This is a genomic window from Allobosea sp. RIT-PG3_2 (assembly GCF_057321085.1).
The window spans coordinates 641,210-666,827 of record NZ_JBXWCA010000001.1; the positions used below are offsets into that span (position 1 = coordinate 641,210).

Genomic DNA, 25,618 nt, shown 5'->3' on the forward strand with positions numbered 1-25,618 from the left:
TTGTTCTCTCTTTGTTCTTTTATAAAACGCACCGCGCCGGAAGGCGAGTCGAGTCTTCCGAACTCCGACTCGTCCCTGTGTGCGATACGCAAAGTTTGTCGGCTGGAAAGGGTAGTATGTCGGCATTTGCGCCCATAGTTTGTCGGCACAGCCCTTTTACGGCCTCAACCGCCTATCAGATCGAACCAGCCGCCTTCATCGATCACCTCGACGCCATGCTTGGCCGCGTCCCTGAGTTTGGACCCAGCGCCGGGGCCGGCGAGGACAGGAGTTGCTTCAGTGAATCGGCCGCCTGTAGGGAAACCCTGTCTGTTCGAGGCTCCCGCGATAGAATCGCAGCCTCTTTCACGCTGCGGCGGCTAAGCTGGCGATTGCTGCCGCGACACCGCCAGAGCCGTGCGGGATTTCTCTCGCCTGAAGCGCCATCTCAACTGCTCCGAGCGCGCCCAGCAAGGCTGCAGCGTTGAAATGGCCCATGTGGGCGATACGGAAGGCCTTGTTGTGATAGTCTCCTATGCCCAGGCCAAGCGTCACGCCACAGATATCGCGTGCGAAGGCGGTGATGACCCCTACGTCTACGCTAGGCGTCAGGACCGCCGTCACGGACGGCGCTCGCTCGGTTGCCTCCGTGACTCCGAAAGCCAGAGCCTGACCACTCGTCCAGAGATCGACGGCAGCATGTGTCGCCTTGGCAAGGGCGGTGTGGCGGCGCCAGATTGCCTCCAGCCCCTCCTCGAAGATCATGTCGAGCGCTGCACGCTGTCCAAAGAGCAGGTGCTCCGGCGCGGTCCCGCAATGTTTCATGTAGGCGAGCACGTTCATCCGACCGCTCCAGTCCCAATAGCCGGTGCGCAGGTCGGCGCGCTTGTGAGCGACAAGGGCTTTGTCGTTGGCCGCAACGAAAGCCAGGCCTGGCGATGACATCAGTCCCTTCTGTGAGGCGGAGACAGCGACATCGATGCGCCAGGCATCCATCTCGAATTCCATGCAGGCCAGCGATGCGATGGCATCGACCATGAAGAGGGCAGGATGGCCCGCGGCGTCGATGGCCCTTCGGATCGCGGGGATGTCATTGACGATGCCGGCGGCGGTATCGATCTGAACGACCATCACAGCCTTGATCGTGTGCTGCGTATCGGCGCGCAGCCGAGCCTCGACTGCGACGGGATCAACAGCCCGACGCCAGCTCCCAGGAAGCATCTCGACATCAACGCCCATGAAGCGCGCCATCTCGCCCCAGCCGATGGCGAAGCGTCCACTTTCAAGCACCAGCACCTTGTCGCCACGCGAAAGGACATTGGTGAAGGCTGCCTCCCAGCCGCCATGCCCGTTGGCGGCGTAGACGAAGGTTTCGCCGTCAGTCCGGAAGACGCGTTTGAGATCGACGAGAACCGTTTCAGTTAGGGTCACGATGCTGTCGGAACTTAGTTCCTCCGCTGGTCGCATCATCGCCTGAAGCACGCGATCGGGAATGTTTGTAGGACCGGGCATCGCGAGCAGCGGCCGGCCATTAGCCAGAGACATGCCGAATCCTCAGTACAGGAAATTCATCTCTGCAGAGTTCCGCTATGAGCATGTTCCGAGCAAGCTCGTGCGCGCATTGCTCGGCATCCCGCTTTGCATGACACATGAGCCCAGCTGGACCGGCAGAGAGCGCCCAGAAGCTCCTACGGGCTGTACCGCCGTTTCAGCTCTCCGCTGTCGTCGTAACTCGCCTCGAAAACCGGCGAGGCGAGAGTGGCGCGAACCTTCAGGATGCCGCTGCCGGTATTCGTGAACCCGTGACGGCTGCCGGCGGGCACGATGACCGACTGGTTGGGGAGCACGGACATCACCTCGTCCTCGATGCGTATCTCGGCCTGCCCCTCAATGACCTCGAGGATTTCTTCGACGGTGTGCAAGTGCATAGGCGCGCCCAGGCCAGGTTGGCAAAACTGCTCGAAGATGCAGAGCTGATGCGATCCCACAACCGCTGAGACCCGCATTGAGGTCAGTACGCCCTCTCGCCATTTTTCGAGCTCAGATTGCGGTTCAATCACGCGCATGCGTTCCTCCCTTCAGCCGCTCGCCCGCACTAGGGCGCGGGGCCTTATCGGAGATCAAAGCATGTTCACCCACGTCATGATCGGCAGCAACGATCTGGAGCGGTCAAAAGACTTCTATGACGCCACATTCGTCGCGTTAGGAGGCAAGCCCGGCGAGGTAGATGCCCGAGGCAGGCTGATCTACGCCCACAACGGCGGGCGGCTGATGATCACGAAGCCCATCGACGGCAATCCTGCTACTTCGGCCAATGGTGGGACGATCGGAATCGCCGCGCCAACCCGGGACCACGTTCTCGCGTGGCATAAGGCCGGCACGGCGCACGGTGGAATGGCGATCGAGAGCGCACCTAGTGAGCGCCCGAATGGGGCCTTCGTCGCGTATCTTCGCGATCCGGACGGAAACAAGCTTACCGCGCGCTCGCAGCCGACGGCATAGTACGATCGGTAACGGCTGCGCCGAAGGACCCCCCGCCACCGGAGACGGCCGCTCGAATTCTGCGGCAGGAGCGATGAGTTGCGGATGCGGCAGCAACGGGCGAAGGGTGACGCGCTCCATTAGGAGGAGTCGGTCTCCTGGCCGGAAGGCGGAGGAACCGTGCTCAGTCCAACCTACCACGTTGTGCCCACCGCCTCCTTCAGCTAAGCCGCACTCGCACTGCTATTCATGATGGTAGTATGGTCAGCCAAACCGGCACGCCTCAAGTCGCTGACTCACGGGCGCTCAGAATCCAATCTGGGAAGAGCACCTCACGCATCCTGCCAATGGCGCTCCAACGCCCCCACTCCTTTTCGCCATCCTCCTTCAGCTTCGCGCGTCCGGCTTCGCGTCAAGGGCCCTGGCCACTGCTTCAGCCGCATCATCCGCCGCGGTTTCCAAATCGGCAGTCTTAGATCGTGCCTGTTCGGCCGTTTCGCCGCGGAATTTGAGCGAGGCGTGATAGATTTCTTCGCCGGCCGAATTCTCTACAGCGGCAGTCAGATCGACGGATGTACCATCAGGTAAGACATCGTGAGCCATGTCCGCCAACGCCACCTGAGCCGCGTCTGCGGCGGCTTTGTCGCTGGCCAACAGCCTTTCAAGGACGATCTGTTCTGATCCTGGAACGCCTCAGACCTCAGCTCGTTTATAGGTATGGAGCATGAGGAGCTAACGATGGACCACCCCCACGATATCCCTCTCACCGAGACCGACTTGACTGGCGATATCCTCGATGGCGCGACGATCTACGGACCAGGCGATGAAAAGATCGGCTCAGTTTCCCATGTCCACGGCGCCGGCCCCGCCAGTCAGGTCGTGATCGACGTGGGTGGCTTCCTTGGCATCGGCGCAAAGCCCGTGGGGGTAGCTATCAGCGACCTTGAGTTCATGCGCGACGAAGATGGCAATGTTCACGCCGTCACGAACTGGACCAAGGATCAGCTGACGAAGATGCCGGAGCACATCGATCGCTGATTGATATCCCCAAGCCGCTCCTATTGGCCGTCAGCTCCGGCTGGCGGGGCCTCTTCGCTTCAGGCGGTGCCGTGCGAACCTTTCCGTCCGCTGCTGGCAAACGCCGCGATGTCTGGAGCCAAAATGTCTTGCTTCTCAGCCCACGAGGCAAAGAGACCTTTCGCAGTCTCGGGCTCGATCTCACCGCGGACCGCCGCCAAGCAGGCCTTCACCGCAAAGGCGTGGCCAGGGTCTCGCTGGCTTTTCGGCCAATCGGCCAGGAACATGTACGCCTCCATCGCCGACGAGACGGCGGTCGGAATTCCGAGACCGGTTAGAATGACGACGGGGCGTTCAAATTCATCCGAAGGCGTTAGTGCCATAGCCACATCCTCCTAGAATCAACATGGATTTGGGTCCGCGCGGCCGTTGGCGCCCGGATCACGATGATTTAGGTGTCCCATGTTGAGTCGTTCAAGACCCGGTCACGCTTGGGTGGACAGGGTGTTTTTATCCCTCCTGCCGGGAACCTCAGCGTCGCGCCGCTGTTAACCGATGATCTCCTTCGGTTTGAACGATCTGCCCCGCTGGCTTCCGCCGGCGGGCTTTTTTTGTCTCGCTTCAGTCTTGCAGCGGTGATGCGACTGCCTAAATTTTCGGCCGCACACCCAGGCGGAGGAAGGAGCCATGCCATTCTCATCGTTGAGTGACCCGGTCGACCTGGCCCGCGCGCAAGCAGCGCTCGATGCAGCCTGGTCCGAGATTCGATCGACCATTCCCGATGCGTTTGACGAGCAAGAGCGAACCAAGCTGGCTTACATCGTAGCAAGCTTGGTCGCGGTCGCTGAGGATGAGGACGATCTGACGCTACGTGCGATCGAGCGATATCGACGCTCTGTCGTTGCATGAGTCTTTGCCGCGGCGGAACCCGACCGTGGCTTACCCCGTTGTGGCAGCGCTACCGCTGCTTGTTACCAAGCGCCGGCAGCGATGGTTATCTGCCAAGATGACCATCGAAGGGAGCCGACATTACCCCGCTGACTCCCTTCTGCTACCGCCGATCGGGCGTTAGCCGCGGATGTACCGGCAGCGCCTATCGGCCGGTAGACCATGGCACGTGGGGTACTGCTCCGAATGGTACCAATCAGTCCTTGTATAGCCTTCCGAGATTGCCTAGCAGTCCAGAGAATGGAAGGTCGTCCGGCCGCAGCAGGCTCTGGTCCTCCTCTGGACCATGAGCATTATCGCCCTTGTGGGCTTCATCCCAGTCGCGAATCTCCGCCGTAAGACGACTGAACTCCCGGGCCTCTTCGGACCCCTCGGATGCGTCGCTAAGAGCCACCGCGCGCTCAACGGCCGCACGATACTCGTCGTGGTCGAGGATCGTCATTGAACTGCTCTGAAATCATTTGAGCTTAGCCGGCCCGCCGGTTGTTCATCGAGCAATTCGGCAGCTGCCCGAATAAGCGTTTCCGGAGGCATCATGTCTTCCTGCAGATGCCATTCGACAAAATCGCGGCCTGTGCCGGATCGCTCCGCGAGGAGCGCAACCCAATCGCGTTCGGGAAAAGCCGAGTTCAGACGCAATGCCAAATCCCGGCCGGTGGTGATCGGCTCTGAAGGGTCCATGCTCGCCTCCTATATTGGCTCGGCGAAGAGAGGGCCCCATCCGACGAGATGGGGCCTTTGCATCACGCAGCCTTGCGATTGATGCCGCTGACAGCGAGTTCGGTGAGTTTCTTATCCGTGGCAGCTTCCTCGTCCAGATTCTGCTGCAGCAGGGCTGCGCAATCGTCGCGTCCGAGCTGCTTCGCCCAAGCCACGAGGGTGCCGTACCGGGTAATCTCGTAGTGCTCCACGGCCTGGGCCGCGGCGATCAAAGCAGCGTCCAGAACCTGCTTGTCGTCGACTTCGCCAGCGATGTCGTTGGCCTCCTCGAGGATGCCGTCGATGGCGGGGCAGGTAATTCCCTTTTCCTCGACGCCATGGAGCTTGAACACCTCCTTGAGTCGAGTGATCTGCCCTTCGGTCTCACGTAGATGCATTTCGAAGCCGCGTTTCAGATCCGGGCTCGTCGCCTTCGAGACCATGTCCGGCAATGCCTTCCGGATCTGATTCTCGGCGTAATAAATGTCCTGAAGGGTGTGGACGAACAGATCGTCCATCGTGGCGATGTCTTTAGTGAACCAACCCATGCCGCTCTCCATCTGATTGAATTGTTCCAGCCTGATGGTCGAACGGTGCCCTCAGTCACTTGTTCCAACCTGAATGGATGTGGGCATCGGTCTGCCTCCGGGGCCCAATCTCACCAGCGTTAGAGCGTTCGCGCGGCCGGAATCCCCCGAGTGTCAGTCGTTCGCCCATGATTAGGTTCGCGCGCGGGGGCGCCAGCTTTGAAGTTGCCGTCAGCAACCAGACGCGTCGCTAGATTTTGCCGAGGTCGGTGCGCTGGAAGAATCCACGGGTTCGACCGGAACTATGTCCGTTCGCTCTCAGTTGGTGGCGTATCTGGAGCCAGCGCGACAGAGAGCTGCCGCCGGCAATTCCCGACAATATGCAGACCGCCACTACTCCTTCGGCTGAGGCTCAAGGAGAATCCGATGTTTGTGCCGGTCGATCACCTTCACGCCGAACTGACGTCCTTCAGCAATTGTTTGGCGGGAAGGACAGCGATACGTCGAGCCGCAGAACATGTTCCAGAGCTTGAGTTTCCGCGCAGCAAGGCGAAGTCGCATTTGCTCTGCATCGCCTGAATACTAGTCAGCCACATCGCGGCTAGCCGGCCGGGCCTAAGACGTGGGCTAGTCGAGCAGCGCGAGCCGATCGCGAATTATCCCCAAAGAGGAGTATCCCCAATGCGCGCGCTATGCTGGCACGGCAAAGGAGATGTCCGAGTCGATACGGTGCCCGATCCCCGAATTCAGCATCCGCGCGACGCGGTGATCAAAATCAACTGCTGCGCGATATGCGGGTCGGACCTGCATCTGCTCGACGGATATCAGCCGACAATGGAGAGCGGCGATATCGTCGGTCATGAGAACATGGGGGAGGTTGTCGAGCTCGGCTCAGAGGTAACCAATCTCAAGATCGGCGATCGGGTTGTCGTGCCCTTCACGATCAGCTGCGGCGACTGCTGGTTCTGCCGGCAAGGAATGTTCTCAGCCTGCGACCGCACGAACCCAAATGCGGAGATGGCCGCGAAGGCCATGGGCCAGTCACCGGCGGGCTTGTTCGGCTTCAGCCATATGCTCGGCGGATATAGCGGTGGGCAGGCAGAATATTTGCGCGTCCCAATGGCCGATATTGGCCCGATCAAAGTCCCCGACAGCGTCTCGGACGAGCAAGCGCTGTTCCTCTCCGACATTTTCCCAACCGGCTATATGGCCGCGGAGAATGCCCAGATTCAGGAGGGCGACACCGTCGCAATTTGGGGATGTGGACCGGTCGGCCAATTCGCAATCCGATCCGCCTTCATTCTCGGCGCCGGCCGGGTCATCGCGATTGATGAGGTTGCCGAACGATTGGCGATGGCTGAAGCCGGCGGCGCCGAAACGATCAACTTCTCCAAACTGGACGTCTACGACGAGCTGATGGTGCGGACGAAGGGTCGAGGCCCTGACAGTTGCATTGATGCCGTTGGCTGCGAAGCTGCCGGACACGGCGCAGCTGATGCCATACTCGACAAGGTCAAGACCGCGACGTTTCTCGCTACCGACCGGGTCCATGTTCTCCGTGAGGCGATAATGTGCTGCCGCAAGGGGGGCACGGTTTCAATCCCCGGCGTCTATGTCGGAATGGGCGACAAGATCCCGCTGGGCGCCGCGATGAACAAAGGCCTGACTTCTAAAATGGGCCAGACCCATGTCCAAGCTTACACCAAGCCGCTGCTGGCCAAAATCGAGGCCGGAGAAATCGATCCAGGCTTCGTCATCACCGATCCGGCGAACCTTGAGGATGCCCCCGAAATGTACAGAAAATTCCGCGACAAGGAGGACGGCTGCATCAAGGTTGTATTGAAGCCATAGCGGGAGGTCTGAGCCGAGGGGAGCTGCGGCCGGGTCCGCGGTCGGGCGCTTGCTATCACTTCAATACACGCGCCTAATATGCATAGCGCTGCCTTTGCGCGCTACCTCCCGCCGATTGCGGTTCGGCCGGACAATCAAAACCGAGAACGTCATGAAATCCGGCCAAGGCAGGTTGATCCTGCGCGACGGCACGGACCTCCCGATTGCTTATCGCCTTGTCCACAATGAATACGGCTCGTGGTGCAGTGGCACCCTTATCGGTGATATTCGATCGGTCGACCCCGGCAGCTTCTCACTAGGGATGAGGGCGCAGTTGGGGAATGGTCACGAAATTGTCCTCCTTGTTACCGCCTACTCCGACCGCCATCTCAGCTTCGTGGCAAAATTCGACGGTTCGGCGGCTCGTGGGCCGTCAGTGTTCACACCGGGTTAGCGTCTTGCCCGACGGCAGCTTGAAATAGCACTCGTCGTGGTATTCGACGGGAGTGCCATCTTCGAGCGAATATGAGGTGATCGAAAGACCCGGCCAATCTCGCCACACGATGACGTTAAAATGGCGGCCAGCTGTGTCCTGGCACCGCTCGGTGCAGAGCGCCCGCTTGACGAGGCTGGGGCGCTGATTTGGCCCGGCGGCTCCCCATATCGAAACCATGGCGATACCTCACAAACTCGCGCATTTGCCGATTCAAACGGACGGCCTTCGAGCGAGGTTCCGTAACGGAACCAATCATTCCGTCGCCCGTTGGCGACTCGGTTCGTTGCGTGGGTGTGTTCAATGCGTGCGCGTCAGGTTCTTGGCGCGGGCCTGCTGTCGACACCGCTGCATCACGGACGAGTGACGTCCTCATTCCAAGGCGGGCCAATGACCGACAAGCTAACGAGCCCCATGGTTGAGGCGACACGCAAACAATGGGACGCTGCTGCTGAAGGGTGGGACGCCGAATCTGCGGCGCTCGCGGCGTGGCTTTCGAAGCCGACGCAAACGATGTTTGACCTGGCGGGCGTCAAGCCGGGGGGATGCATCCTGGACGTGGCCGCCGGCGCCGGTGACCAGTCGATTGCGCTCGGGAAACGGTTGGGCCTGTCAGGTCGGATCGTTGCCACCGATCTGTCGCCGATGCTGGTCGATCGCCTTCAGCGCAACACCTTTTCTGCTGGCCTCTCGATCGTCGAAGGGCGGGTTGCAGACGCCCAAATGCCCCTGCCCGAGGTCGACGTCTTCGACGCAGCGATCTGCCGCCTGGGCCTCATGCTCATGCCCGAGCCGGCGCGCTGCCTCGCCGCTGTCCAAGCGGCGTTGAAGCCCACGGGCTGCTTCTCAGCCATGGTCTTCGCCGGGCCGGATCAGAATCCCTGTCTCCGCACTATCATGACGACGGCTTCACGCCATGCGGGGCTTCCGCCGCGAGATCCTTTTGCGCCCGGCGGCCTTCTCAGCCTCGGGCGCGTGGGGGACCTCGACCAGCTCTTTCTGGCTGCTGGCTTCGGCGAAGTTTCAACGGCTCGGCTCGAGGCGCCATTCCGCCTTCCATCCGTCGACGATTACGTCAAATTCCTGCGCGTGGCCGCCGCGCCCGTAATGGCCATGCTGTCACGACTTGCACCTCCCGCTCAGGAGGCCGCGTGGGCGGATATTCGCGACCAACTAGCGGTTTTTACGCAGCCGGACGGTTGGAGCGGGCCGAACACTTTGCTCATAACGACAGGGCGAAAGTGATGTCATACACGGCTGGTGATAACGATCAGCCTTTTGCTCACTCCGAACCGTTGCCGGTAGGAACACCTTCATCAGGCTTTTGCGCCGCGCGCTCGCCGACATCCTTCATCATGGCGAGCGCATCCTCGTAGCCGCCAGGTCTTGGTGGAGGCTAAACGGCGCTTTCGGGCAGCTGGGTAAAGGAAGGTCGTCCAAGCCATCGTTGGACACAGGATATCGGGCAAATCGATCTCGATCTTTCAGCATTTCGAAAGCGCGCGGCCATACCCTGATCGACCGTTAGCTTAGCGAGAGGCCGACGCTTGACTACTCAGCGCATGACTCGATCTTTCCCCGTGGACAGTGCTCTATTGAACGCTGTCCTGGAGCATGTGGACCAGGGAATTCTGATGGTCGATGCCAACGGCTATGTGGCCGTCTGCAATCAGCGCGCGATCGATCTGCTCGGCCTGCCACCCGACCTGATGCGTTCAAATCCATCTTTCGAGGCGGTGAAGAGATGGCAGATGGAACAAGGTGAATTTGGTACTGTCACCGAGGAGCTTCTTCGGGCCATCAAATATGAAGGGATACACGTAGAAATCCTGGACTACGATAGGCAGAGACCAGACGGCACGGTGCTGGAAGTTCGAACCAACCGCCTCCCCAACGGCGGAATGGTGCGCACCTTTACTGACATAACCATACGAAAAGCGGCCGAGAACGCGATCCGGGTGAGCGAGGAGCGCCTGCGGCTGGCTTTGCAGGCCAGCAGGATGGCTGCTTGGGAGCTCGATCTCGAGACGCAGTGGGTCGACCGCTCCGAGAATTCCATGATGCTGCTTGGCATTTCCTCGGGACCGGCAGGCGATTTCATCAACAGGGTCCATCCCGACGACCGAGAAATAGTGACGGCCTTCTGGAGCGCCGTCAGGTCGGAAGGGAGTGGCGCGGCCGAAGTGCGCTACCTTTCTCCTGACGGCTCGCAAACGTGGCTTGCTCTCAGGGCCGAGCGAAAGGACGAAAATCGGCTCATCGGACTGACCTTCGACATCGCAGATCGGAAGGCCGCCGAAGAGGCCATCTGGCGAACCGCCAATCACGACCCTCTGACGGGCCTGGCGAACCGGGCGCTCTTCCAGGCTCGCCTCAACGAGGCGCTGACGAATGCCGGAATCTCTGGGGCCGGCGTGGGGCTGTTGCTACTGGATCTCGACGACTTCAAGGATGTCAATGACACGCTCGGCCATGCGGTTGGAGACCTCCTCCTTCAGGAGGCTGCCCTTCGGCTCAGAAGCTTTATCGGAGAAGGCGATACCGTGGCACGCCTCGGGGGCGACGAGTTTGCCATCATACTCGCCGATATTTCAGCGGGAAGTGAAGCAACTGCCCTTGCTACGGAAATCGTAGAAGCTCTCCGTGCTCCCTTCCAGCACGAAGGACGAGCTCTTTCCACAACGGTCAGCATCGGGCTGGCAACCTTCCCTGAGCATCACCGCGATCCGGTCGAACTGATGAAGGACGCCGACATCGCGCTCTATCGCGCGAAGGAGCAGGGGCGCAGCCAAGCGGTTGCTTATACCAGCGCCGCCCGCGAGACGATGGAGCATCGCGTGACCATCGCACACGACGTCCGCGAAGGGCTCGCAGCACAGCAGTTCGTTCCCTATTACCAGCCAAAAGTGTCGTTGGTGACAGGCCGGATCGTCGGCTTCGAGGCCCTCGCGCGTTGGAACCATCCGACCAAAGGGCTTCTCACGCCTGACTATTTTGGCTCGATGTTCGCCGAGCAGGCCATTTCGATTGCTCTGGGCGAGCAGATGATCCGCCAGGTTGCGGCCGATGTTAGATTATGGCTGAATCAGGGTCTCGAATGCGGTCGCGTGGCAGTCAATCTGTCTTCCGCCGAGATCTCCGACCCGAGGCTCGCCGACAGGATTATCCGCATCCTGGAGGATACATGTGTCTCCTCGGCGCATTTTGAAGTCGAAGTGACGGAAACGGCTTTCCTCGGGCGCAGAACGGCGACGGCGTCCTTCATCTTGAACAAGTTGCACGACGCCGGCGTCTCCATCGCTCTGGATGATTTCGGGACGGGCTTTGCGTCGCTTCTCCATCTCAAGCAGTTCCCCGTGGACCACATCAAGATCGACCAGAGTTTCGTGCGGAACCTGATCAGCGACGACAGCGACGCTGCGATTGTCGCCGCCATCGTAAGCCTCGGTCACGCTATGGGAATGCATACGACGGCGGAAGGGGTCGAAAGCTCCCAACAGGCCGCACGCCTGCGAGAAGCAGGGTGCGATTCTGCTCAGGGCTATTTTTATGCGAAGCCGCTGCGAGGGGAAATGGTGCCGAAGACCATTCAGAGTTGGTTCCCGACAGGCAAGCCAGAGCTTTGAGGGTGAAAGTAGGAAACCCGGGAAGCGTGTATTGCGAGTTTACCGTTACTCGCCGTCTTCCCGGCTCCAAGTCACCGATGGTGTGCGACACCAAGTAGCCGCAGGCTAAACTTGCGCCAACTGCTGACATGACGTCGCTGCCGCAAAGCAGACGCAGAACTTGTGACTATCGCCCAGAGCGATTTCGCTGTTTCACCGTTTGACGCGCAACGCGTCCACTAGCAAGGCAAAAGCCGGCGTAGGCTGCCGTCTGCTGGGGTAGTAGAGGTGATAGCCTGGATAGCTTGGGCACCAGTCTTCAAGGACGCTGACTAAGCGGCCGGCTTCCAGATGATGCCGAACTTTATCCCGCGGCAGGAAACCCAACCCAAAGCCATCCAGCGCTGCCTTCTCGATCAACTCGATCGTGTTGAACGCCAGCGGTCCGTCAGCGCGGACCTTGAGCTCGCGTCCGTCCTTGCTGAAGTCCCACACGAAATGCCCCCGTGACGCCGAGAGGCGAAGGTTGATGCATCGGTGACGAACCAGGTCCTGGGGGACCATCGGCGGCGGCCGCTCGGCGAAGTACGCGGGTGACCCGACCATCGCGATATCCAGATCCGGCGCGATGCGGACGGCGATCATGTCCTTATCGACGTGCTCTCCCAAGCGAACGCCGGCGTCGAGTCGCTCGGCCACGATGTCGACCAGGCCGTAGTCGGAAACGATCTCGACGCTGACGTCGGGATATTTGGGCAGGAATGTCTTGAGCACCGGGTAGATGATGGTGTCGGTCGCATGCTCGACCGAGGTGATGCGGATCGTGCCCGCCGGTTTCTCGCGCATCTCGCTCAATGCCGCGAGGCTCGCGTCCAGCCCGCTCAGCGCCGGCACCAACGTCTCCAGCAGCCGCTCGCCGGCATCGGTTGGCGACACGCTCCGGGTCGTGCGACGCAGCAGCCGCAGGCCCAGCCGGCCTTCGAGCCGTCGCACAATCTGGCTCAGCGCCGACTGCGACATGCCGAGCCTCGACGCCGCCAGCGTGAAGCTCTCGGCCTCGGCCACGGCCAGGAACGCCGAGAGATCGGCTAGGTCCTCGCGTTTCATTCAGTGCGCCTGCTTCTAGGTTCATGCACTTCATAGCGGCTAATCGCTGGACGCGACAGCGCCTAGGCTCACGCCAACGGAACAGCGCTGGCCCTTGGGCATCCCAATGGCAGCCTCCATCGAAGGGAATGGCCATGACCGACGCGTCCGCCGAAACACCCGCCACCGTCTTCAACGGCCGGCGCGGATTCCTGAAATCGACCGCTTTGCTTGGCGCCGCCGCGGCGATTGCACCGCTCTGGGGCGCCCATACGGCAGACGCACAGCCAGCCGGAAACCAAAGGCACGACGATGAAAACCCGCAAGCTCGGCAAACTGGAAGTCTCGGAACTCGGCTTCGGCTGCATGAACCAGAGCGGCAACTACAACGGCCCGGTGCCCAAGGATCAAGGCATCAAGACGATCCGCGCAGCCTTCGAGAACGGGGTGACGTTCTTCGACACCGCCGAGGTCTACGGCCCCTACATTAACGAGGAGCTCGTCGGCGAGGCGCTCCAACCGTTCCGGGACAAGGTCAAGATCGCCACCAAATTCGGGTTCGCGATCGACGGCACCGTCGCCCTGGACAGCCGGCCGGAGCGCATCAAGCGCGTCGTCGAGGAATCCCTCAAGCGTCTGCGGACTGACCATATCGATCTCTACTACCAGCACCGTGTCGACCCCGCCGTGCCAATCGAGGACGTCGCCGGAGCGGTGAAGGACCTGATCAACCAGGGCAAGGTGTTGGGTTTCGGCCTGTCTGAGCCGAGCGCCAAGACCATTCGCCGCGCCCATGCCGTGCAGCCCGTCACAGCCGTTCAGAACGAGTATTCGATGTGGACCCGCAACGTTGAGCTGAACGGCATCCTCGACACCTGCAACGAACTGGGCATCGGCCTCGTGCCCTGGTCTCCGGTGGCGATGGGCTTCCTGACCGGCAAGTACGACCCGTCGACCAAGTACGACGAGAAGACGGATTTCCGTGCCGGCTTCCCGAGGTTCTCGAAGGAGTTCATGCCGCTCAACATGCCCATCGTGGAGTGGTTGAAGGAGTACGCCGCCAAGAAGGGCGCGACGCCGTCCCAGGTCGCGCTCGCTTGGCTGATGGCCAAGAGCCCCAACATCGTCCCGATCCCGGGCACCCGCAGCGAGACCCACCTGCTGGAGAACCTCGGCGCGACCCGCGTGCAGCTCGACGCCGCTGACGTCCTCGCGATCGACACCTCTCTGTCCAAGTTCCCGGTCTATGGCGACCGCATGGGCAAGGACCACATGCTCTCGATCGATTACTCGATCTGATCCGCAGAAGGGGGGCCGAGACGTTCTCGGCTCCCATCGAGCGCCCGATTCCCCAGGCGATGAGGCGGCCTCGGCACGAAGCGTCATCGCCAAAAGAAGCAAACATCATGACCAAGATTTGGTTCGTCACCGGTGCCAGCCGTGGCCTGGGCATTGATATCGCACGCAAGGCACTCGCGGCCGGCCATCGCGTCGTCGCGACGGGACGCGATCCGGAGAGGGTGCGCAAGGCGATCGGCACGCATGACAGCCTGCTCACGGTCGCGCTGGACATCACCGATCCCGAGGCCGCCGGCAGCGCCGCCAAGGCAGCGATCGATCGCTTCGGTCGAATCGACGTGCTGGTGAACAACGCCGGCAACTTCTACGCCGGGTACTTCGAGAACATCGGCCCCGACGATTTCCGGGCGCAGATGGAAACCAACTTCTTCGGGCCTACGATCGTCACCCGCGCAATCCTGCCGATCATGCGCAAGCAGCGCGCCGGCCAGGTCATCACCGTCACGTCCCTGCCGGCCTGATCGGGCAGGAATTCGTCGTCGCATACGCCGCCTCGAAGTTCGCCCTCGAAGGTTGGATGGAATCGCTCCGCTATGACGTGGCACCGTTTGGCATGGAGACGATGGCCGTCGAGCCGGGCTTCTTTCGCACCGAGCTCCTCGTCGAGGGCGCCTCGACGATCTGGCCCCAGTTGGCGGTCGACGATTACGCCGAGCGCACGGCCCAGACCGTCGCTGCCTGGTCAGGCATGAATGGTCTCCAGGGAGGTGATCCGGCGAAGCTGGCCGGTGCGATGGTCACCTTGTCCGATTCCGGGAAGCTCCCGCTGCGCTTCGTCGCCGGCGCGGACGCCATGGCGGCCGTCGAGGCGAACCTGAAGACCATCCAGCAGCAGATCGACGAGCATCGCGAACTCTCTGCCTCGCTTGCTCTGGATTGAACCGCATCGAAAGGGAAACAGCATGACGGTCCACCGCATAGCTGCGATCGCGTTCCTACTGTGCTCGATCGTGACGGCGAACGCCCAGACCAACCGCGCGACCTTCCCGAAGGACTTCGACAAGTACGTGCTCTACGCCACGTACGATCGGGGCTTCAACAAGGAGGAAGCGTTCGCACTGCCGGAGACGCTCGCTCTGGCCAAGGCCGGCAAGCCGCTCCCGCCGGGCACCCGGCTCGTCCTCGGCGTCTGGAGGGCGCGTCAGCTCGCCGAGTATTTCGTGATGGAGAAAGGGGTGAACTGGGGCGCGGATTTCCCGGCAGACGTCAGCACCGGCGACTGGCATTTCCAACAGTTCGATACCAGCCGCCAGATCAGGCGCACGACCTTCGCAGATCGGTGCCAGTCCTGCCACAGCTCGCAATCGCGCGACGACTATCTTTTCACGATCGACCGGATGCGAGCCTATGTTCCATAGGTTTTGCCCCGGAATATCGATCTTGCGCCATTTCCGGACATTCGGTGGCTGCCCGTAAGCGGACTCGGCCTTTTTATCATGTAACCCGGGATGGCTCGATCTCAGGCCGCTTCCCAAATCTGATTCAGGATCTTCGCTGCCAGCGGCACAACTCAGTTTTTGACGTCCAGAATTTCGGAGAGAGATCTCAGAATGTAGGTGGGTGCAATTGCGGAGCTTTCGGCCTCGTCCATGGACGTCGCTCCAGTGAGTACGAGTGCCGATGCAATTCCGGCGTTGTTGGCCATCACAATATCCGTATCCAAGCGATCGCCGACCAATAGGCAGCAACCGGGAGCGGCATCGAGCCGCCCCAGCAGATAGCGAGTCATGACATCGGACGGCTTGCCGACGATGGCTTCGCACTTCGCGCCGGAGGAAGCTTCGATCGCTGCGATGATCGCGGCGGCGTCTGGCTCGCCGCCGTCCACCGTAGGCCGGAAGCGGTCGGCGTTGGTCGCCATCAGCCGAGCACCGGCCCGAACCGCACGGAACGCGCGCTTCAGTTTCTCGTAGCAGAAGGCCCTGTCAAAGCTGGCTATGACGATATCGGTATCCGATATCTCGTCGGTCACGACGAAGCCCGCGAGTTCCAGCTCCATCACAAGGGCGCTCTCGCCCAGCACCATCAGGCGCGCCTCTGGTGTTTCCCGCTTGAGCAGCTCGATCAGGACATGCGCGGCGGTGACGACGTCCTCTGCCTCGACCGGCAGGCCCAGACGAGTCAGCTTGCAGGCGTATTCCGTCGAGCGAGCCGTGGTGTTGTTGGTCAGGAATAGGACAGTGCGACCTTGCGCCCGTAGCTCGCTGACGGTTCTAGCCGCCGTGGGCAGCAACGTCTCGCCGAGCAGGATCGTCCCATCGAGATCGAAAACGAATGCTTGGTAGCGCGACGCGATCGAGGCGATCCCGGCAAGGAGATCAGACATCAGAGGCAATGCCCTGCAACCCGTCTCGTACCCGTTTAGCGATGTCCGGATGATCGGTGAGGATGTAGGCTACCGGCTGCCTGAGCCAGTAGTCGAGCCGGCTCGCATCGTTGACGGTCCATATGCCGGCGGTAAGCCCGGCCTCGCCGGCCAGTGCGAGCATGTCGGGCGTGGTTCGTGCGAACGACAATCCGAGATCGTCGATTCCGGCCTCGGCCGCTTGCGCGACGACAGGCCTGAACGTTTGGATGGATGCCTGGGCGTGCGGCCAGACCGACAGGCTCGTCGGCACCCCCGAGCCCGTGAAGAACGCTAAAGCTGCCGGATCGAAGGACATGACGGTGATGCGGTTGCTCATGCCATGCTTGCCGGCCAGCAACATCACCTGGCGATGGGTCTTCTCGTAGCCGCCAGGCGAACCGCCAGGCTTGACCTCGATACGAACTCGCATCCGGCTAGGCGCGAGGGCGGCCAGCGCCTGGTCGAGCGACGGGGCGCTTTCGTCGATCTGACGCAACGAACTGGATTGGATTTCCGCGAGCGTGAAGCGGCTGATCGGCCCCGTGCCGAAGCTGGTCTGATCCAGTGTCTCGTCATGCATGACGAGCAACTGGTCGTCGCTGGTCAGATGAACATCCAGTTCAACCTGCTCGACGCCGTAAGAGGCAGCGTGGCGAAATCCCGATATCGTATTCTCCGGAAAGCGGCTGCCGCCACGGTGAGCTGCGATCTCCGGGAGCGGGAAATGCTGTGTATCGTTCATTTCAGACTCGGGTCCGTGACGTCGCGCAGCCAGTCGCCGATGGTGCTGATCGACAAGGTGAGGATGAAAATGGCGATGCCCGGGATCGTCGCGATCCACCAGGACGTGACGATATAATCGCGTCCGAGGCCGACCATGTTGCCGAGACTGGCGAGCGGCGGCTGGATGCCGACCCCCAGGAAGCTTAGCCCCGATTCCAGCAGGATGAGTTCGGGCAGCGCGATTGTCATGTTGACGATGATGATCGCCGCGACGTTGGGCAGCACATGCTTGACGGCGATCGCTACCTCTCCGGCGCCGAGTCGGCGCAGGGCGAGCACATAACCCTTCTCGTACTCGACGAGCGCGAGAGCGCGCACAAGCCGGGCATAGCGCTCCCAGCCATAGGTGCCGAGCAACACGACGAACAGAACGATGTTGTTTCCGAAGAAGGCGAGGATCGCTAGCGCGAAGATGAGGAAAGGGACGGATGCGTGGAAATCGATCGCGACCCGGATGAGGCTGTCCACCCAGCCGCGCAGGAAGGCGGCGGCGAGGCCGAGCGTGACGCCGATGGTCGCGGCGATGAGACAGGCGAGTACCGAAACGAGGAGGCTGACTCGCACCGAGATCATCAGACGGCTGAGGATGTCGCGCCCCAGTTCGTCCGTGCCCAGGACGTGGTGGAATGAGCCACCGAAAAAGATGGGCGGCGTGTTGCGCGCGCGCAGATCGATGGACGCGAAACCATAGGGCGCCAGTCGTTCGGCGAAGATCGCGACGAGGATGAACAGGATCACCATAACCGCAGCCAGGGTAACGGCGATCTCGCGCCGCCTGCGGGGCCGCGCGGGTCCGGGAGCGATCAGGTCCGTCATGAAGTGCGCAGCCGAGGGTCGAAGATGGCGTAGAGGAGATCCGTCGCGAGATTGGCGAACGCCATCATCGTCGCGACCAGCACCACGATTGTCTGGACGACCGCCACGTCGCGGCGTGCCACCGAGAACACGAGGAACCGGCCGACTCCCGGCCAAGCGAAGACTGACTCGACGATGGCCGCGCCGGCGATGATCCCTCCGAGCGAGAACCCAAAGAGCGTCAGCAATGGCAGTGCCGAACCCGGCAGCACATGGGCGCGAATGAAATACCAGCGCGGCAGGGGCTTGAGGCTTGCGACCGTGATGTAGGGCTGCGCCAGCACCTCCAGCGTGCTGGAGCGGACGAAACGGGCGACGACGCCGGCCTGGGACAGGCCGATCACCGCGGCAGGCATGACGAGGTGCAGAAGCGATGGCCCGCCGCCGCTCGGCAACAGGCGCAGCGCCACGGCGAGGAGGAGTATGAGCAGGATGCCGAACAGGAAGCTCGGTATGCTGTGAACAAAGATCGCCAGCGACATGATCAGACGGTCGGGAGCGCGTCCGCGATAGCTGGCGGCGAGAAGGCCCAGCGCCGATCCGACCGTAAAGGCAATGACAAGACCCGTCCCCATCAGCAGCAACGTCGCCGGAATCTTCTCGGCGACGACCCGCAAGGCCGGCTGTCTATCGTTCAGCGAGAGGCCGAAATCGCCGCTTGCCAGCTTCATGACGTAGGTGAGGTATTGTTCAGGAAGCGGCTTGTCCAAGCCCCATTCGGTCCGCACCGCCGCGATCTGGTCCTCGGGCGCATCGACGGGCAGCAGAGCGCGCGCAGGATCGCCACTGACGCGCAGGATGACGAAGACGAAGGTCACAGCGAGCAGGACGGTTATCAGGAGTCGCGCGAAGGCGGTCAGGACGGTTCTGGTCATGGGATCGCGTCCTTCAGCAGCGATTCGGTGCTGGGTAGCGACATGGGAATGCTTGCGCGCCGCGAGGTCGGGGCGGCGGCGAAGAGGCTGCGCGAATAGGCATGCCTGGGATTGGAGAGCACCTCCTGGGCCGGTCCCTGCTCGACCATCACGCCAGCGCGCATAACGCCGATCGCGTGCGACATATGGGCTACGACGCGGATGTCGTGGCTGATCAGCAGGATGGTCAGGTCGAGCTCGCGCTGCAGCCTGAGCAGAAGATTGAGGACCTGCGCCTGGATCGAGACATCGAGCGCCGAGGTCGGCTCGTCGCAGATCAGGATGTCGGGCTCGACGATCAATGCGCGCGCGATCGCGACGCGCTGGCGCTGGCCGCCGCTGAGCTGGTGCGGGAGCTTGGCGTAGTGCGCTTCGCCGAGGCCGACCGCCTGCAGCATACGCAGCGCATCCTCGCGCCGACGCGCCCCGGAGCGCTCAGGGAAATGGATGCGACATGCTTCCTCGATCTGCGGGCCGACGGTCTGGCGCCGATCCATCGATCCGTAATGGTCCTGGGCAACCATCTGGACCCGGCGTGCATAGGCCCGCCGCCCATGCGCCAGGAGCTCCTTCATGCTGCGGCCGCCGACGCTGATGCCGCCGCTCTGCGGCTCGCGATCGCCAATGAGCAAGCTCGCGAGCGTGCTCTTGCCGCAGCCGCTTTCACCGATGATACCGAAGGTCGTTCCCGCCGGAACCGCGAAGGAGATGCCGTCGACCGCCTTGGTGATATGCGTGGAGCGGCTGAACCAGCGCCGTTTCGCGAAATGATAGGCGACGTCCGAGACCTCGATCATGGCCGGCTGTTCGGCGGGCTCGGACGCAAGCTGCGGCCTCACATCCACCTTCCGCAGGTCCGGCTGTGTCGGCGATGCCGACAGCGGAGCGTCGAGATTCTGGGGGATTTCCTCGAGCTGCGAGAAAGGCGGTCGATGCCCGGGAATCGCGGCGAAGAGCGCTGCGGTGTAGGGATGCCTGGGTGCGCGGCGGATAGCTTCGCTGGTGTCACACTCCACGACCGCTCCGCGGTACATCACGGCGACGCGATCGCAGAAGCTCGTGACAAGATCCAGATCATGGGAGACGAAGATGATCGACAAGCCCTCGCGCTCGACCAACAGTCGAAGCAGCTTGCAGATCTGAGCCTGGACGGTGACGTCCAGCGCGGTCGTGGGTTCATCTGCGATCAGGACGCGCGGGGATGCGGCAAGTGCCATCGCGATCATCACACGCTGGTTCATGCCTCCCGACATTTGATGCGGGTAGCTAGAGGCTCGCTCGCGCGGCTCGCGGATGCCCACGGTTTCCAGCAGCTCGACGGCCTTGTCCCAAGCTGTATTCTGAGATGCGCCATCCCTGTGAACGAAAATCTCAGCGATCTGCGAACCGACGGTCCGGATTGGATTGAGTCCGCCTGTCGCATCCTGAAAGATCATGGCCAGTGGCAACCTGCCCTGGCGGCGTTCGTGGACGACGGCCGCGACGTCGATTTCGCGGCCATCGAAATGAACCGTGCCGCTCGCCTCGGCCCGCGGCCCCAGAAGCCCCATAAGGCTGAGGCAACTGACCGTTTTGCCCGACCCGCTTTCCCCCACGACCCCGAGTATTTCGCGCTCCCCAAGCGAGAGGTTCACGCCCCTGACGGCCGGAACGAGGCGCCCGGCCGCCGGATAATGCACGTCGAGATCCCGGATCGAGAGCAGCGCCATGGCTACTTGAACTTCAGCCGCGCCGGGCCGAGATCCATGTAGAGGAAGATGTAGGGCGCCCAGTCCACATTTTTGCGGATGCCGTAGAACACAGCGTTCTGGTGAAGGCTGCTGACGCCGGGATCGTCCCACTCGTTGATCTGCAGCATGCGCCGAAAGGCCTCGCGACGCGTCTGGATATCGGTGGCGCGTTCCAGAATCTCGCCTTGCTTGTAGAACTCCTCGCTTTCCCAGGCGCCCTGGGCCTTCTGCACGCTGGCTGGGCCGTGCTGGCTCCATAGCGAGAACAGCGGATCCGGCAGGAGCGCTGAATTCGACCAGTTGCCAGCCGCGCGCCCATCGCCCGGCGCAAACAGGGCCCCGCCAGGTTCAACCATCACGATACGGACGTTGAGTCCGACCGACTGCCACATCGCCACCATGGCCTGCGTCGTCGCCAACTCCGCTGTGTAGTAGTTGTTGAAGCTGCGGAAGGTGATTTCCTCGCCCTTGTAACCCGCCTCCTTGAGAAGTTTCTTCGCCTCTTCCGGATCGTAGCGGTATTTCGGAAAGTCCTGCAGATACATCTTGCCGTAGAAATCGTATTGCAGCCCGTTGGGGATTTTGGTGCGGCCATCCCACATGGCCTCGACGATCGCCTGCCGGTCGATCGAGACGATCATTGCTTGCCGGACACGCGGATCCTTGAGAACAGGGTGCGTCTTGTCGAACCAGATCACACGGTGGTTGTTCACCGGGCCGCCGACGATCTTGATGTCCTGGTTGCGTTCGAGAACTTTGAGCTGGTCGGGCGGGATGTCGGAGGCGATGTCATAGTCACCTGCCAGGAGCCCGGCTACGCGCGCGGACACCTCCGGGACGACCTTGAACAACACCGTCTTGGCGTTCGGCTTGCCACCCCAGTAATCGTCATGGGCGGTGAGGACGATGGCATCGTTCGCGACGACGCGGTCGACCTTATAGGGGCCGGCTCCAACGGGCTTGAGACGCCAGGCATTGTAGTCCGGCGCCTTGAGGTAAGCCGCCTTGGAGATGATCTGCGCTGTCCAGGCTGCGAGGCGCTGCTCGAAGATCGGGTCCTGATACTTGGAGGAAAAACGCACCGTGTAGCGGTCGACGGCTTCCACCTTGTCGAGACTGACCCAGTAGCGCCGAACCATCGGAAAGCCTGGCGCTTTCTGCCCCGTCAGACGTTCGGGGCCGAACGAGAAGACCACGTCCTCGGACGTCATCTCGTTGCCGTCGTGGAATTTCACGCCATGCCGAAGCTTCACTTCAAGCTCGGTCGGCGACTTCCAGTTCCAGCTTTCCGCGAGATGCGGCTTCAATTGGAAATCGCCGCCATAGTCGAACTGCAGCAGTGTGTCGTGGATTGAATAGTTGGTGCGGCAGCCGACATTCGATTCGGCATCGAGCGGCTCAGCCGTGGGCGGGTTGGCCTGAACCGCGATGCGCAAGGTCGGTCGATTGTCCTGCGCCTGCGACGAGGGGCCCGCCAGAACGAGGCATGCGACGAAGGCGCCCGCAAGCGCCGATGCTCTCAAAAGCGTCATCTCTTCCTCCCTATGTTTTCTTTTTTGTTCTTGCCCGGCCGCGTTACGCGGCCGTGACACGGTCATCAGGTGGGTGGTGCACCTGAACGTCGCCTTTCCTGATGGCCGGTATGAATTCGGCCGGCGGGAGTCGATCCGTGAAGAGATGGTCGACCTCGCCAATCTTGCCGCCCCTGACCGGGACGCTGCGGCCGAACTTCGTGTGGTCGGCGACGAGAAGCGAGTTTCGCGATCCTTCGACCATCGCCTCGCGCGCCTCGACCTCGCCCTCGTCGAAATCGAGGAGCATACCGTCGGGGTCGACGCCGCCTACACCGAAAATGGAGAAGTCCACCTTGTAGCGTCGGAAAAAAGCGACAGCCCCCGAACCGATGACGTCGCGGTCGCGGCGGCGCAGCAGTCCTCCGGCAATGGCAATCTCGACGCCGGGATTGGCCGACAAGGCAGCCGCAACGTTCAGGCTGTTCGTGAACACGCGCAGATCACTGTGATCCGCGAGAGCGACCGCCACACATTCCGGGGTCGTCCCCAGTCCGATGAACAACGAAGCGCCATTGGGCACGAACCGCGCGACTGCGGCTGCGATCAGCTTCTTCTCGGCCAAACGAAGCACCTGCCTCGTCCTGTATTCCAGATTGGCCCCGTCGGTAGGCGGGCTGACCCCGCCGTGAGAGCGCTTCAACTTGCCTTGATCAGACAGCCGGTTGACGAGGCGTCGAATGCTTTGAGGCGAAAGGCCGAACGAGCGAGATAGATCTTCAATCGAAACATATCCGTTCGATTGAACGAATTCCACAAGTTGCCCATCTCGTTCATATGAAGCATTCATATGTTCATTCGAGCGAAAGGAGAGACTTCTGTCAAGGATGTAAAACCGCCACAGCCTCCCCTGCAGTCCGGATTTTATGTAAGGAAAGCGGTTCCTATTCCGGACAGCGCCAGGAGCGGACTCTGGATGGTTGCCCGGACCCGGACCTTCGGAGTTCATCTACGTGAGGTCTGTTGGCGACCCATCTCGGACACTGGAAAACGATTCGTCCGTGTCCGAATTCCCGGCGAGAGCGGACGTTTTCGCCGCGCCGTGCAAACGCAGCAAATTCAGGTTCATACCAGCAGGGCGAGTGATTTCGACGTCGAATTCGGGCATACCTTATTAGTAAATATGTCACATCCATCGCTGCCTTGCAGTGGGAAGCAAGTTCCGCATTGTGCGGGAGCAGTGTTCGGCAGATGCTGTGCCTTCGAATTCGCAGCATGAATCGCAACAATGGGGATTGCGATGACACTCAGCCACGCGAAGGCCTGCGGCTTCACTTTATCGATAATCCTGGGGCTGGGCAGCGCCGCGGCGCAAGCCGCCGATCTACCGCCCCCCGCCGCACCCGTGGCGCCCGTGATGACCTCGGCGTGGACCTACCGGTTTACGCCCTATGGCTGGCTCATTTCGCTAAACGGAAATCAGACAGTGAAGGGGCGAACCGCTAGGGTCGATGCGAGCTTCATCGATATCCTCGATGCTTCGCTAGGCGACGGAGGCACTCTGTTTGCGCTGATGGCAGATATTGAGGCCCGCAATGGTAGGTTCTCCCTCCTCGGCAATTTCGCCGGGCTCAAGGTCAGCGTGGATCGCGGGGGCGTGAGAACACGTAGCGCAACGCCCGATATCGCGGGCGCCATCGGCGCGTCGGGCGACGCCAAGACCTCGATGGCCATCCTCGAAGCAGGAGCTACTTACGAGGTCGCCCGCTTCGGGTCGGTCGCCTTCGACATCCTCGCGGGCGCGCGCTATTGGAATCAGCGCGCCGAGTTCTCTTTCGATGCGGGCGCGACGGTCGACATAGGCGACCTCAGCTTCAGGCGCAACGTGGCGATCGCCCGCTCCGGCTCGGTGGACTGGATCGACGGCTTTGCTGGTGCCCGCGTGCGGATTGGCCTGGCGCCTGGTCAGGAATTCGTGGTGCGCGGCGACGTGGGTGGTGGCGGCAGCAATTTCTCGTGGCAGGGCATTGCCGCTTACAGCTTCGATTTCGCCGAGAAGAACGGCATCACCTATTCAGGCGTCATCGGTTACCGGGCGCTCTACGCCGACTATGCCTATGGCGAGGGGCGTCGGCGTTACGCTTTCGACATGTTAATGCATGGGCCCGTCGTCGGGCTAAGTCTGCGGTTCTGAGCAGGGATAGGCGGTTCTGACAATACCGCCTTTCTGACCTGCAGAACTAATACGCCCCGGTCAGGTCATCAGCCCTGGAAGCGCCGGAGCATCGCCCTTAGGCGCGGGAGCCAGTTGGCTGCTGCAACTCCCTGGAAAGGATCACCGGACCCGAACTCGAACGCGCCTGATACAGCCCGCGCGTTCGGACCCGTTGGCGACCGTCTCGGCGCACCGTCGTTGTATTGCAGCGGGCCGATGCTCGACTCGAGCTTATTTAGGGTGTCGATTGGCGGTGGGATCGGGGGCGCCGTCTGGGAGGTGCCTGAGCGGGGGAGTATTAGCGTCGCGCCGGACACGGCTGCAGCAACGGGTCCGATCCGCTTTCATCGGGTCCACCAATCTTCGTATCGAGCTTGGCGATGGGCGCCCGAAAATAGGCAGCGGTATTGGGGGTCGATATTGGGCCAGGGACAATAGACAAATAGGGTTCACATCATAAGGCGACCTCGGGAATTCCGAAGGGCGGCCAGGCAGACGCGCAGTGAAGCCCATGGGAACGTCGGCGAGCCCCCGAGCCGTGGCATTTTCCACGCCGATGGCGGAGTCATACCCGGGGTAGCCCGTCGACTGTTCGGAAATGATACCGAAGCCGGTCGAATGATGGTTACGGCCGGTGATCAGGGCTGCCCGCGCGGCGAACAGAGCGCAGTCGAGTTGAACTGCGGATAGCGCAGTCCCATCCGTGCGATCCGATCCAGGTTCGGCGTCGGTACGACACCACCAAATGTGTCTGAAACGCCATAGCCTTGATCGTCCGTCATAATCAGCAGGATGTTCGGAGCGCCTCATGAACCCGTAGCAATAGTCAAAGCCCATCCCGACCGGCCACTGATCGTAGAGTCCGGCGGCGCTGTTCTCGAAAAACCTGTCCCCAGGGCCGATATCGATCGCTCCAATGATTGGCCCTAACCCGGCAGGCGCGCTGATAACCGCGACGCAACCGAGCATCGCTCGATCAAGCGAATGGGGGTGGCCGATCTCAGTCTGCCGGCTCCTACGGAGCTGCGTCGGATCGTCGACGCCACGCGTCGATAACCGCAAGGTCCGAAATATGGGAAGGCAGATGTTTTCCTTGATGCCCGGGAACGGCAGCTTTCCACAACGCGGACGTCCGCCGTTTGTGGGTTCACGACCTAGTAAACTCAAGCACCCCGTGTTTTGATCTCTGAACCGAAGTCTAGGGAGGTTCCATTGCGACAAATCCGTAGAATTATGTCG

The 25,618-nt window shown here is 61.6% G+C and carries 25 protein-coding genes and 3 pseudogenes; 12 read left to right on the forward strand and 16 right to left on the reverse strand.

Annotation, left to right across the window (positions count from 1 at the left end; all coding sequences use genetic code 11):
• Positions 1-345 precede the first annotated feature (345 nt).
• Together AC2FAN_RS02855 and AC2FAN_RS02860 are read right to left on the reverse strand one after the other, a co-directional pair.
• Complete coding sequence (locus tag AC2FAN_RS02855; RefSeq protein ID WP_485172642.1) at positions 346-1,524, reverse strand: pyridoxal-phosphate-dependent aminotransferase family protein; 1,179 nt, start codon at positions 1,522-1,524, stop codon at positions 346-348.
• A 143-nt stretch (positions 1,525-1,667) separates the two neighbouring features.
• Positions 1,668-2,045, reverse strand: a complete 378-nt coding sequence (locus AC2FAN_RS02860) for a cupin domain-containing protein (RefSeq protein ID WP_485172643.1) — start codon at positions 2,043-2,045, stop codon at positions 1,668-1,670.
• A 61-nt stretch (positions 2,046-2,106) separates the two neighbouring features.
• Here AC2FAN_RS02860 and AC2FAN_RS02865 point away from each other — a divergent pair, with 61 nt between their 5' ends.
• Positions 2,107-2,481, forward strand: coding sequence for a VOC family protein (locus AC2FAN_RS02865; RefSeq protein ID WP_485172644.1), 375 nt, complete (start codon positions 2,107-2,109; stop codon positions 2,479-2,481).
• A gap of 366 nt (positions 2,482-2,847) precedes the next feature.
• Here the strand turns inward: AC2FAN_RS02865 and AC2FAN_RS02870 are convergent, their stop codons facing one another.
• Positions 2,848-3,114, reverse strand: a complete 267-nt coding sequence (locus tag AC2FAN_RS02870; protein ID WP_476805836.1) for a DUF6894 family protein — start codon at positions 3,112-3,114, stop codon at positions 2,848-2,850.
• 84 nt (positions 3,115-3,198) lie between these two features.
• Here AC2FAN_RS02870 and AC2FAN_RS02875 point away from each other — a divergent pair, with 84 nt between their 5' ends.
• A complete protein-coding gene (locus tag AC2FAN_RS02875) occupies positions 3,199-3,498 on the forward strand; it encodes a PRC-barrel domain containing protein (protein WP_485172645.1) in 300 nt (99 codons plus the stop codon).
• A gap of 59 nt (positions 3,499-3,557) precedes the next feature.
• On the opposite strand, the gene AC2FAN_RS02880 is transcribed toward AC2FAN_RS02875, so the two are convergent.
• Positions 3,558-3,860 (reverse strand): DUF982 domain-containing protein, encoded by a 303-nt coding sequence (locus AC2FAN_RS02880; protein ID WP_265052962.1) that lies wholly within the window; start codon positions 3,858-3,860, stop codon positions 3,558-3,560.
• A 304-nt stretch (positions 3,861-4,164) separates the two neighbouring features.
• On the opposite strand from AC2FAN_RS02880, the gene AC2FAN_RS02885 reads away from it, so the two are divergent.
• Entirely contained in the window at positions 4,165-4,386 is a 222-nt protein-coding gene (locus AC2FAN_RS02885) for a hypothetical protein (protein WP_476807732.1), read from the forward strand.
• Positions 4,387-4,621: 235 nt separating this feature from the next.
• Here the strand turns inward: AC2FAN_RS02885 and AC2FAN_RS02890 are convergent, their stop codons facing one another.
• From AC2FAN_RS02890 to AC2FAN_RS02900, 3 genes are all read right to left on the reverse strand, one after another.
• On the reverse strand, positions 4,622-4,867 hold the full coding sequence (locus AC2FAN_RS02890; protein WP_485172646.1) for a hypothetical protein: 246 nt from the start codon (positions 4,865-4,867) through the stop codon (positions 4,622-4,624).
• Positions 4,864-5,106 carry a hypothetical protein gene (locus AC2FAN_RS02895; protein ID WP_265052959.1) on the reverse strand — a complete coding sequence of 81 codons (243 nt, stop codon included), beginning with the start codon at positions 5,104-5,106 and terminating at the stop codon, positions 4,864-4,866. The genes AC2FAN_RS02890 and AC2FAN_RS02895 overlap by 4 nt, the downstream gene beginning before the upstream one ends.
• A gap of 62 nt (positions 5,107-5,168) precedes the next feature.
• Entirely contained in the window at positions 5,169-5,672 is a 504-nt protein-coding gene (locus AC2FAN_RS02900) for a YciE/YciF ferroxidase family protein (RefSeq protein ID WP_265052958.1), read from the reverse strand.
• Between the two features lie 660 nt (positions 5,673-6,332).
• Between AC2FAN_RS02900 and AC2FAN_RS02905 the strand changes: the two genes are divergently transcribed.
• From AC2FAN_RS02905 to AC2FAN_RS02920, 4 genes are all read left to right on the forward strand, one after another.
• The gene (locus AC2FAN_RS02905) at positions 6,333-7,502 is read left to right on the forward strand and encodes a zinc-dependent alcohol dehydrogenase (RefSeq protein WP_485172647.1); all 1,170 of its coding nucleotides are present in this window, start codon (positions 6,333-6,335) and stop codon (positions 7,500-7,502) included.
• 151 nt (positions 7,503-7,653) lie between these two features.
• On the forward strand, positions 7,654-7,935 hold the full coding sequence (locus tag AC2FAN_RS02910; protein ID WP_485172648.1) for a hypothetical protein: 282 nt from the start codon (positions 7,654-7,656) through the stop codon (positions 7,933-7,935).
• A 429-nt stretch (positions 7,936-8,364) separates the two neighbouring features.
• Positions 8,365-9,219 carry a class I SAM-dependent methyltransferase gene (locus AC2FAN_RS02915; RefSeq protein WP_485172649.1) on the forward strand — a complete coding sequence of 285 codons (855 nt, stop codon included), beginning with the start codon at positions 8,365-8,367 and terminating at the stop codon, positions 9,217-9,219.
• 350 nt (positions 9,220-9,569) lie between these two features.
• Positions 9,570-11,600 carry a putative bifunctional diguanylate cyclase/phosphodiesterase gene (locus tag AC2FAN_RS02920; RefSeq protein WP_485172650.1) on the forward strand — a complete coding sequence of 677 codons (2,031 nt, stop codon included), beginning with the start codon at positions 9,570-9,572 and terminating at the stop codon, positions 11,598-11,600.
• A 192-nt stretch (positions 11,601-11,792) separates the two neighbouring features.
• Here AC2FAN_RS02920 and AC2FAN_RS02925 read toward each other — a convergent pair whose 3' ends face one another.
• Positions 11,793-12,686 carry a LysR substrate-binding domain-containing protein gene (locus tag AC2FAN_RS02925; protein WP_265052953.1) on the reverse strand — a complete coding sequence of 298 codons (894 nt, stop codon included), beginning with the start codon at positions 12,684-12,686 and terminating at the stop codon, positions 11,793-11,795.
• A 134-nt stretch (positions 12,687-12,820) separates the two neighbouring features.
• Here AC2FAN_RS02925 and AC2FAN_RS02930 point away from each other — a divergent pair.
• The 4 genes and pseudogenes from AC2FAN_RS02930 to AC2FAN_RS02945 all read left to right on the forward strand — a co-directional run.
• Positions 12,821-12,898: pseudogene (locus tag AC2FAN_RS02930) on the forward strand (hypothetical protein); the annotation flags it as partial.
• A gap of 79 nt (positions 12,899-12,977) precedes the next feature.
• Positions 12,978-13,964 carry an aldo/keto reductase gene (locus AC2FAN_RS02935; protein ID WP_476807931.1) on the forward strand — a complete coding sequence of 329 codons (987 nt, stop codon included), beginning with the start codon at positions 12,978-12,980 and terminating at the stop codon, positions 13,962-13,964.
• A gap of 107 nt (positions 13,965-14,071) precedes the next feature.
• A pseudogene (locus AC2FAN_RS02940) lies at positions 14,072-14,904 on the forward strand (SDR family oxidoreductase).
• A 22-nt stretch (positions 14,905-14,926) separates the two neighbouring features.
• Entirely contained in the window at positions 14,927-15,382 is a 456-nt protein-coding gene (locus tag AC2FAN_RS02945) for a cytochrome P460 family protein (RefSeq protein ID WP_485172651.1), read from the forward strand.
• A 152-nt stretch (positions 15,383-15,534) separates the two neighbouring features.
• Here AC2FAN_RS02945 and AC2FAN_RS02950 read toward each other — a convergent pair whose 3' ends face one another.
• Genes AC2FAN_RS02950 through AC2FAN_RS02980 form a run of 7 tightly spaced genes read right to left on the reverse strand, consistent with a single transcriptional unit; the run spans position 15,535 to position 23,014 of the window.
• Positions 15,535-16,350 (reverse strand): HAD-IIA family hydrolase, encoded by an 816-nt coding sequence (locus AC2FAN_RS02950; protein WP_265052950.1) that lies wholly within the window; start codon positions 16,348-16,350, stop codon positions 15,535-15,537.
• Positions 16,343-17,113 (reverse strand): glycerophosphodiester phosphodiesterase, encoded by a 771-nt coding sequence (locus AC2FAN_RS02955; RefSeq protein WP_485172652.1) that lies wholly within the window; start codon positions 17,111-17,113, stop codon positions 16,343-16,345. The genes AC2FAN_RS02950 and AC2FAN_RS02955 overlap by 8 nt, the downstream gene beginning before the upstream one ends.
• Positions 17,110-17,970: an ABC transporter permease gene (locus AC2FAN_RS02960; RefSeq protein WP_485172653.1), complete on the reverse strand. Its 861-nt coding sequence runs from the start codon at positions 17,968-17,970 to the stop codon at positions 17,110-17,112. The genes AC2FAN_RS02955 and AC2FAN_RS02960 overlap by 4 nt, the downstream gene beginning before the upstream one ends.
• Positions 17,967-18,884, reverse strand: coding sequence for an ABC transporter permease (locus AC2FAN_RS02965; RefSeq protein ID WP_485172654.1), 918 nt, complete (start codon positions 18,882-18,884; stop codon positions 17,967-17,969). The genes AC2FAN_RS02960 and AC2FAN_RS02965 overlap by 4 nt, the downstream gene beginning before the upstream one ends.
• A complete protein-coding gene (locus AC2FAN_RS02970; RefSeq protein WP_485172655.1) occupies positions 18,881-20,632 on the reverse strand; it encodes a dipeptide ABC transporter ATP-binding protein in 1,752 nt (583 codons plus the stop codon). Before AC2FAN_RS02970 ends, AC2FAN_RS02965 begins: the two co-directional genes overlap by 4 nt.
• A gap of 2 nt (positions 20,633-20,634) precedes the next feature.
• Positions 20,635-22,185, reverse strand: a complete 1,551-nt coding sequence (locus AC2FAN_RS02975; protein ID WP_485172656.1) for an ABC transporter substrate-binding protein — start codon at positions 22,183-22,185, stop codon at positions 20,635-20,637.
• A gap of 43 nt (positions 22,186-22,228) precedes the next feature.
• Positions 22,229-23,014 carry a DeoR/GlpR family DNA-binding transcription regulator gene (locus AC2FAN_RS02980; RefSeq protein ID WP_485172657.1) on the reverse strand — a complete coding sequence of 262 codons (786 nt, stop codon included), beginning with the start codon at positions 23,012-23,014 and terminating at the stop codon, positions 22,229-22,231.
• Positions 23,015-23,464: 450 nt separating this feature from the next.
• Here AC2FAN_RS02980 and AC2FAN_RS02985 point away from each other — a divergent pair, with 450 nt between their 5' ends.
• A complete protein-coding gene (locus tag AC2FAN_RS02985; protein ID WP_485172658.1) occupies positions 23,465-24,358 on the forward strand; it encodes a hypothetical protein in 894 nt (297 codons plus the stop codon).
• 558 nt (positions 24,359-24,916) lie between these two features.
• Here the strand turns inward: AC2FAN_RS02985 and AC2FAN_RS02990 are convergent.
• Positions 24,917-25,161: pseudogene (locus AC2FAN_RS02990) on the reverse strand (sulfatase-like hydrolase/transferase); the annotation flags it as partial.
• Between the last annotated feature and the right edge of the window lie 457 nt (positions 25,162-25,618).

Excerpts from the sequence above, each read along its gene's own strand:
- AC2FAN_RS02855 (WP_485172642.1), bottom strand. The coding sequence starts at position 1,524 with ATGTCTCTGGCTAATGGCCGGCCGCTGCTCGCGATGCCCGGTCCTACA.
- AC2FAN_RS02860 (WP_485172643.1), bottom strand. The coding sequence starts at position 2,045 with ATGCGCGTGATTGAACCGCAATCTGAGCTCGAAAAATGGCGAGAGGGC.
- AC2FAN_RS02865 (WP_485172644.1), top strand. The coding sequence starts at position 2,107 with ATGTTCACCCACGTCATGATCGGCAGCAACGATCTGGAGCGGTCAAAA.
- AC2FAN_RS02875 (WP_485172645.1), top strand. The coding sequence starts at position 3,199 with ATGGACCACCCCCACGATATCCCTCTCACCGAGACCGACTTGACTGGC.
- AC2FAN_RS02880 (WP_265052962.1), bottom strand. The coding sequence starts at position 3,860 with ATGGCACTAACGCCTTCGGATGAATTTGAACGCCCCGTCGTCATTCTA.
- AC2FAN_RS02885 (WP_476807732.1), top strand. The coding sequence starts at position 4,165 with ATGCCATTCTCATCGTTGAGTGACCCGGTCGACCTGGCCCGCGCGCAA.
- AC2FAN_RS02890 (WP_485172646.1), bottom strand. The coding sequence starts at position 4,867 with ATGACGATCCTCGACCACGACGAGTATCGTGCGGCCGTTGAGCGCGCG.
- AC2FAN_RS02895 (WP_265052959.1), bottom strand. The coding sequence starts at position 5,106 with ATGGACCCTTCAGAGCCGATCACCACCGGCCGGGATTTGGCATTGCGT.
- AC2FAN_RS02900 (WP_265052958.1), bottom strand. The coding sequence starts at position 5,672 with ATGGGTTGGTTCACTAAAGACATCGCCACGATGGACGATCTGTTCGTC.
- AC2FAN_RS02905 (WP_485172647.1), top strand. The coding sequence starts at position 6,333 with ATGCGCGCGCTATGCTGGCACGGCAAAGGAGATGTCCGAGTCGATACG.
- AC2FAN_RS02910 (WP_485172648.1), top strand. The coding sequence starts at position 7,654 with ATGAAATCCGGCCAAGGCAGGTTGATCCTGCGCGACGGCACGGACCTC.
- AC2FAN_RS02915 (WP_485172649.1), top strand. The coding sequence starts at position 8,365 with ATGACCGACAAGCTAACGAGCCCCATGGTTGAGGCGACACGCAAACAA.
- AC2FAN_RS02925 (WP_265052953.1), bottom strand. The coding sequence starts at position 12,686 with ATGAAACGCGAGGACCTAGCCGATCTCTCGGCGTTCCTGGCCGTGGCC.
- AC2FAN_RS02935 (WP_476807931.1), top strand. The coding sequence starts at position 12,978 with ATGAAAACCCGCAAGCTCGGCAAACTGGAAGTCTCGGAACTCGGCTTC.
- AC2FAN_RS02945 (WP_485172651.1), top strand. The coding sequence starts at position 14,927 with ATGACGGTCCACCGCATAGCTGCGATCGCGTTCCTACTGTGCTCGATC.
- AC2FAN_RS02950 (WP_265052950.1), bottom strand. The coding sequence starts at position 16,350 with ATGTCTGATCTCCTTGCCGGGATCGCCTCGATCGCGTCGCGCTACCAA.
- AC2FAN_RS02955 (WP_485172652.1), bottom strand. The coding sequence starts at position 17,113 with ATGAACGATACACAGCATTTCCCGCTCCCGGAGATCGCAGCTCACCGT.
- AC2FAN_RS02960 (WP_485172653.1), bottom strand. The coding sequence starts at position 17,970 with ATGACGGACCTGATCGCTCCCGGACCCGCGCGGCCCCGCAGGCGGCGC.
- AC2FAN_RS02965 (WP_485172654.1), bottom strand. The coding sequence starts at position 18,884 with ATGACCAGAACCGTCCTGACCGCCTTCGCGCGACTCCTGATAACCGTC.
- AC2FAN_RS02970 (WP_485172655.1), bottom strand. The coding sequence starts at position 20,632 with ATGGCGCTGCTCTCGATCCGGGATCTCGACGTGCATTATCCGGCGGCC.
- AC2FAN_RS02975 (WP_485172656.1), bottom strand. The coding sequence starts at position 22,185 with ATGACGCTTTTGAGAGCATCGGCGCTTGCGGGCGCCTTCGTCGCATGC.
- AC2FAN_RS02980 (WP_485172657.1), bottom strand. The coding sequence starts at position 23,014 with ATGAATGCTTCATATGAACGAGATGGGCAACTTGTGGAATTCGTTCAA.
- AC2FAN_RS02985 (WP_485172658.1), top strand. The coding sequence starts at position 23,465 with ATGACACTCAGCCACGCGAAGGCCTGCGGCTTCACTTTATCGATAATC.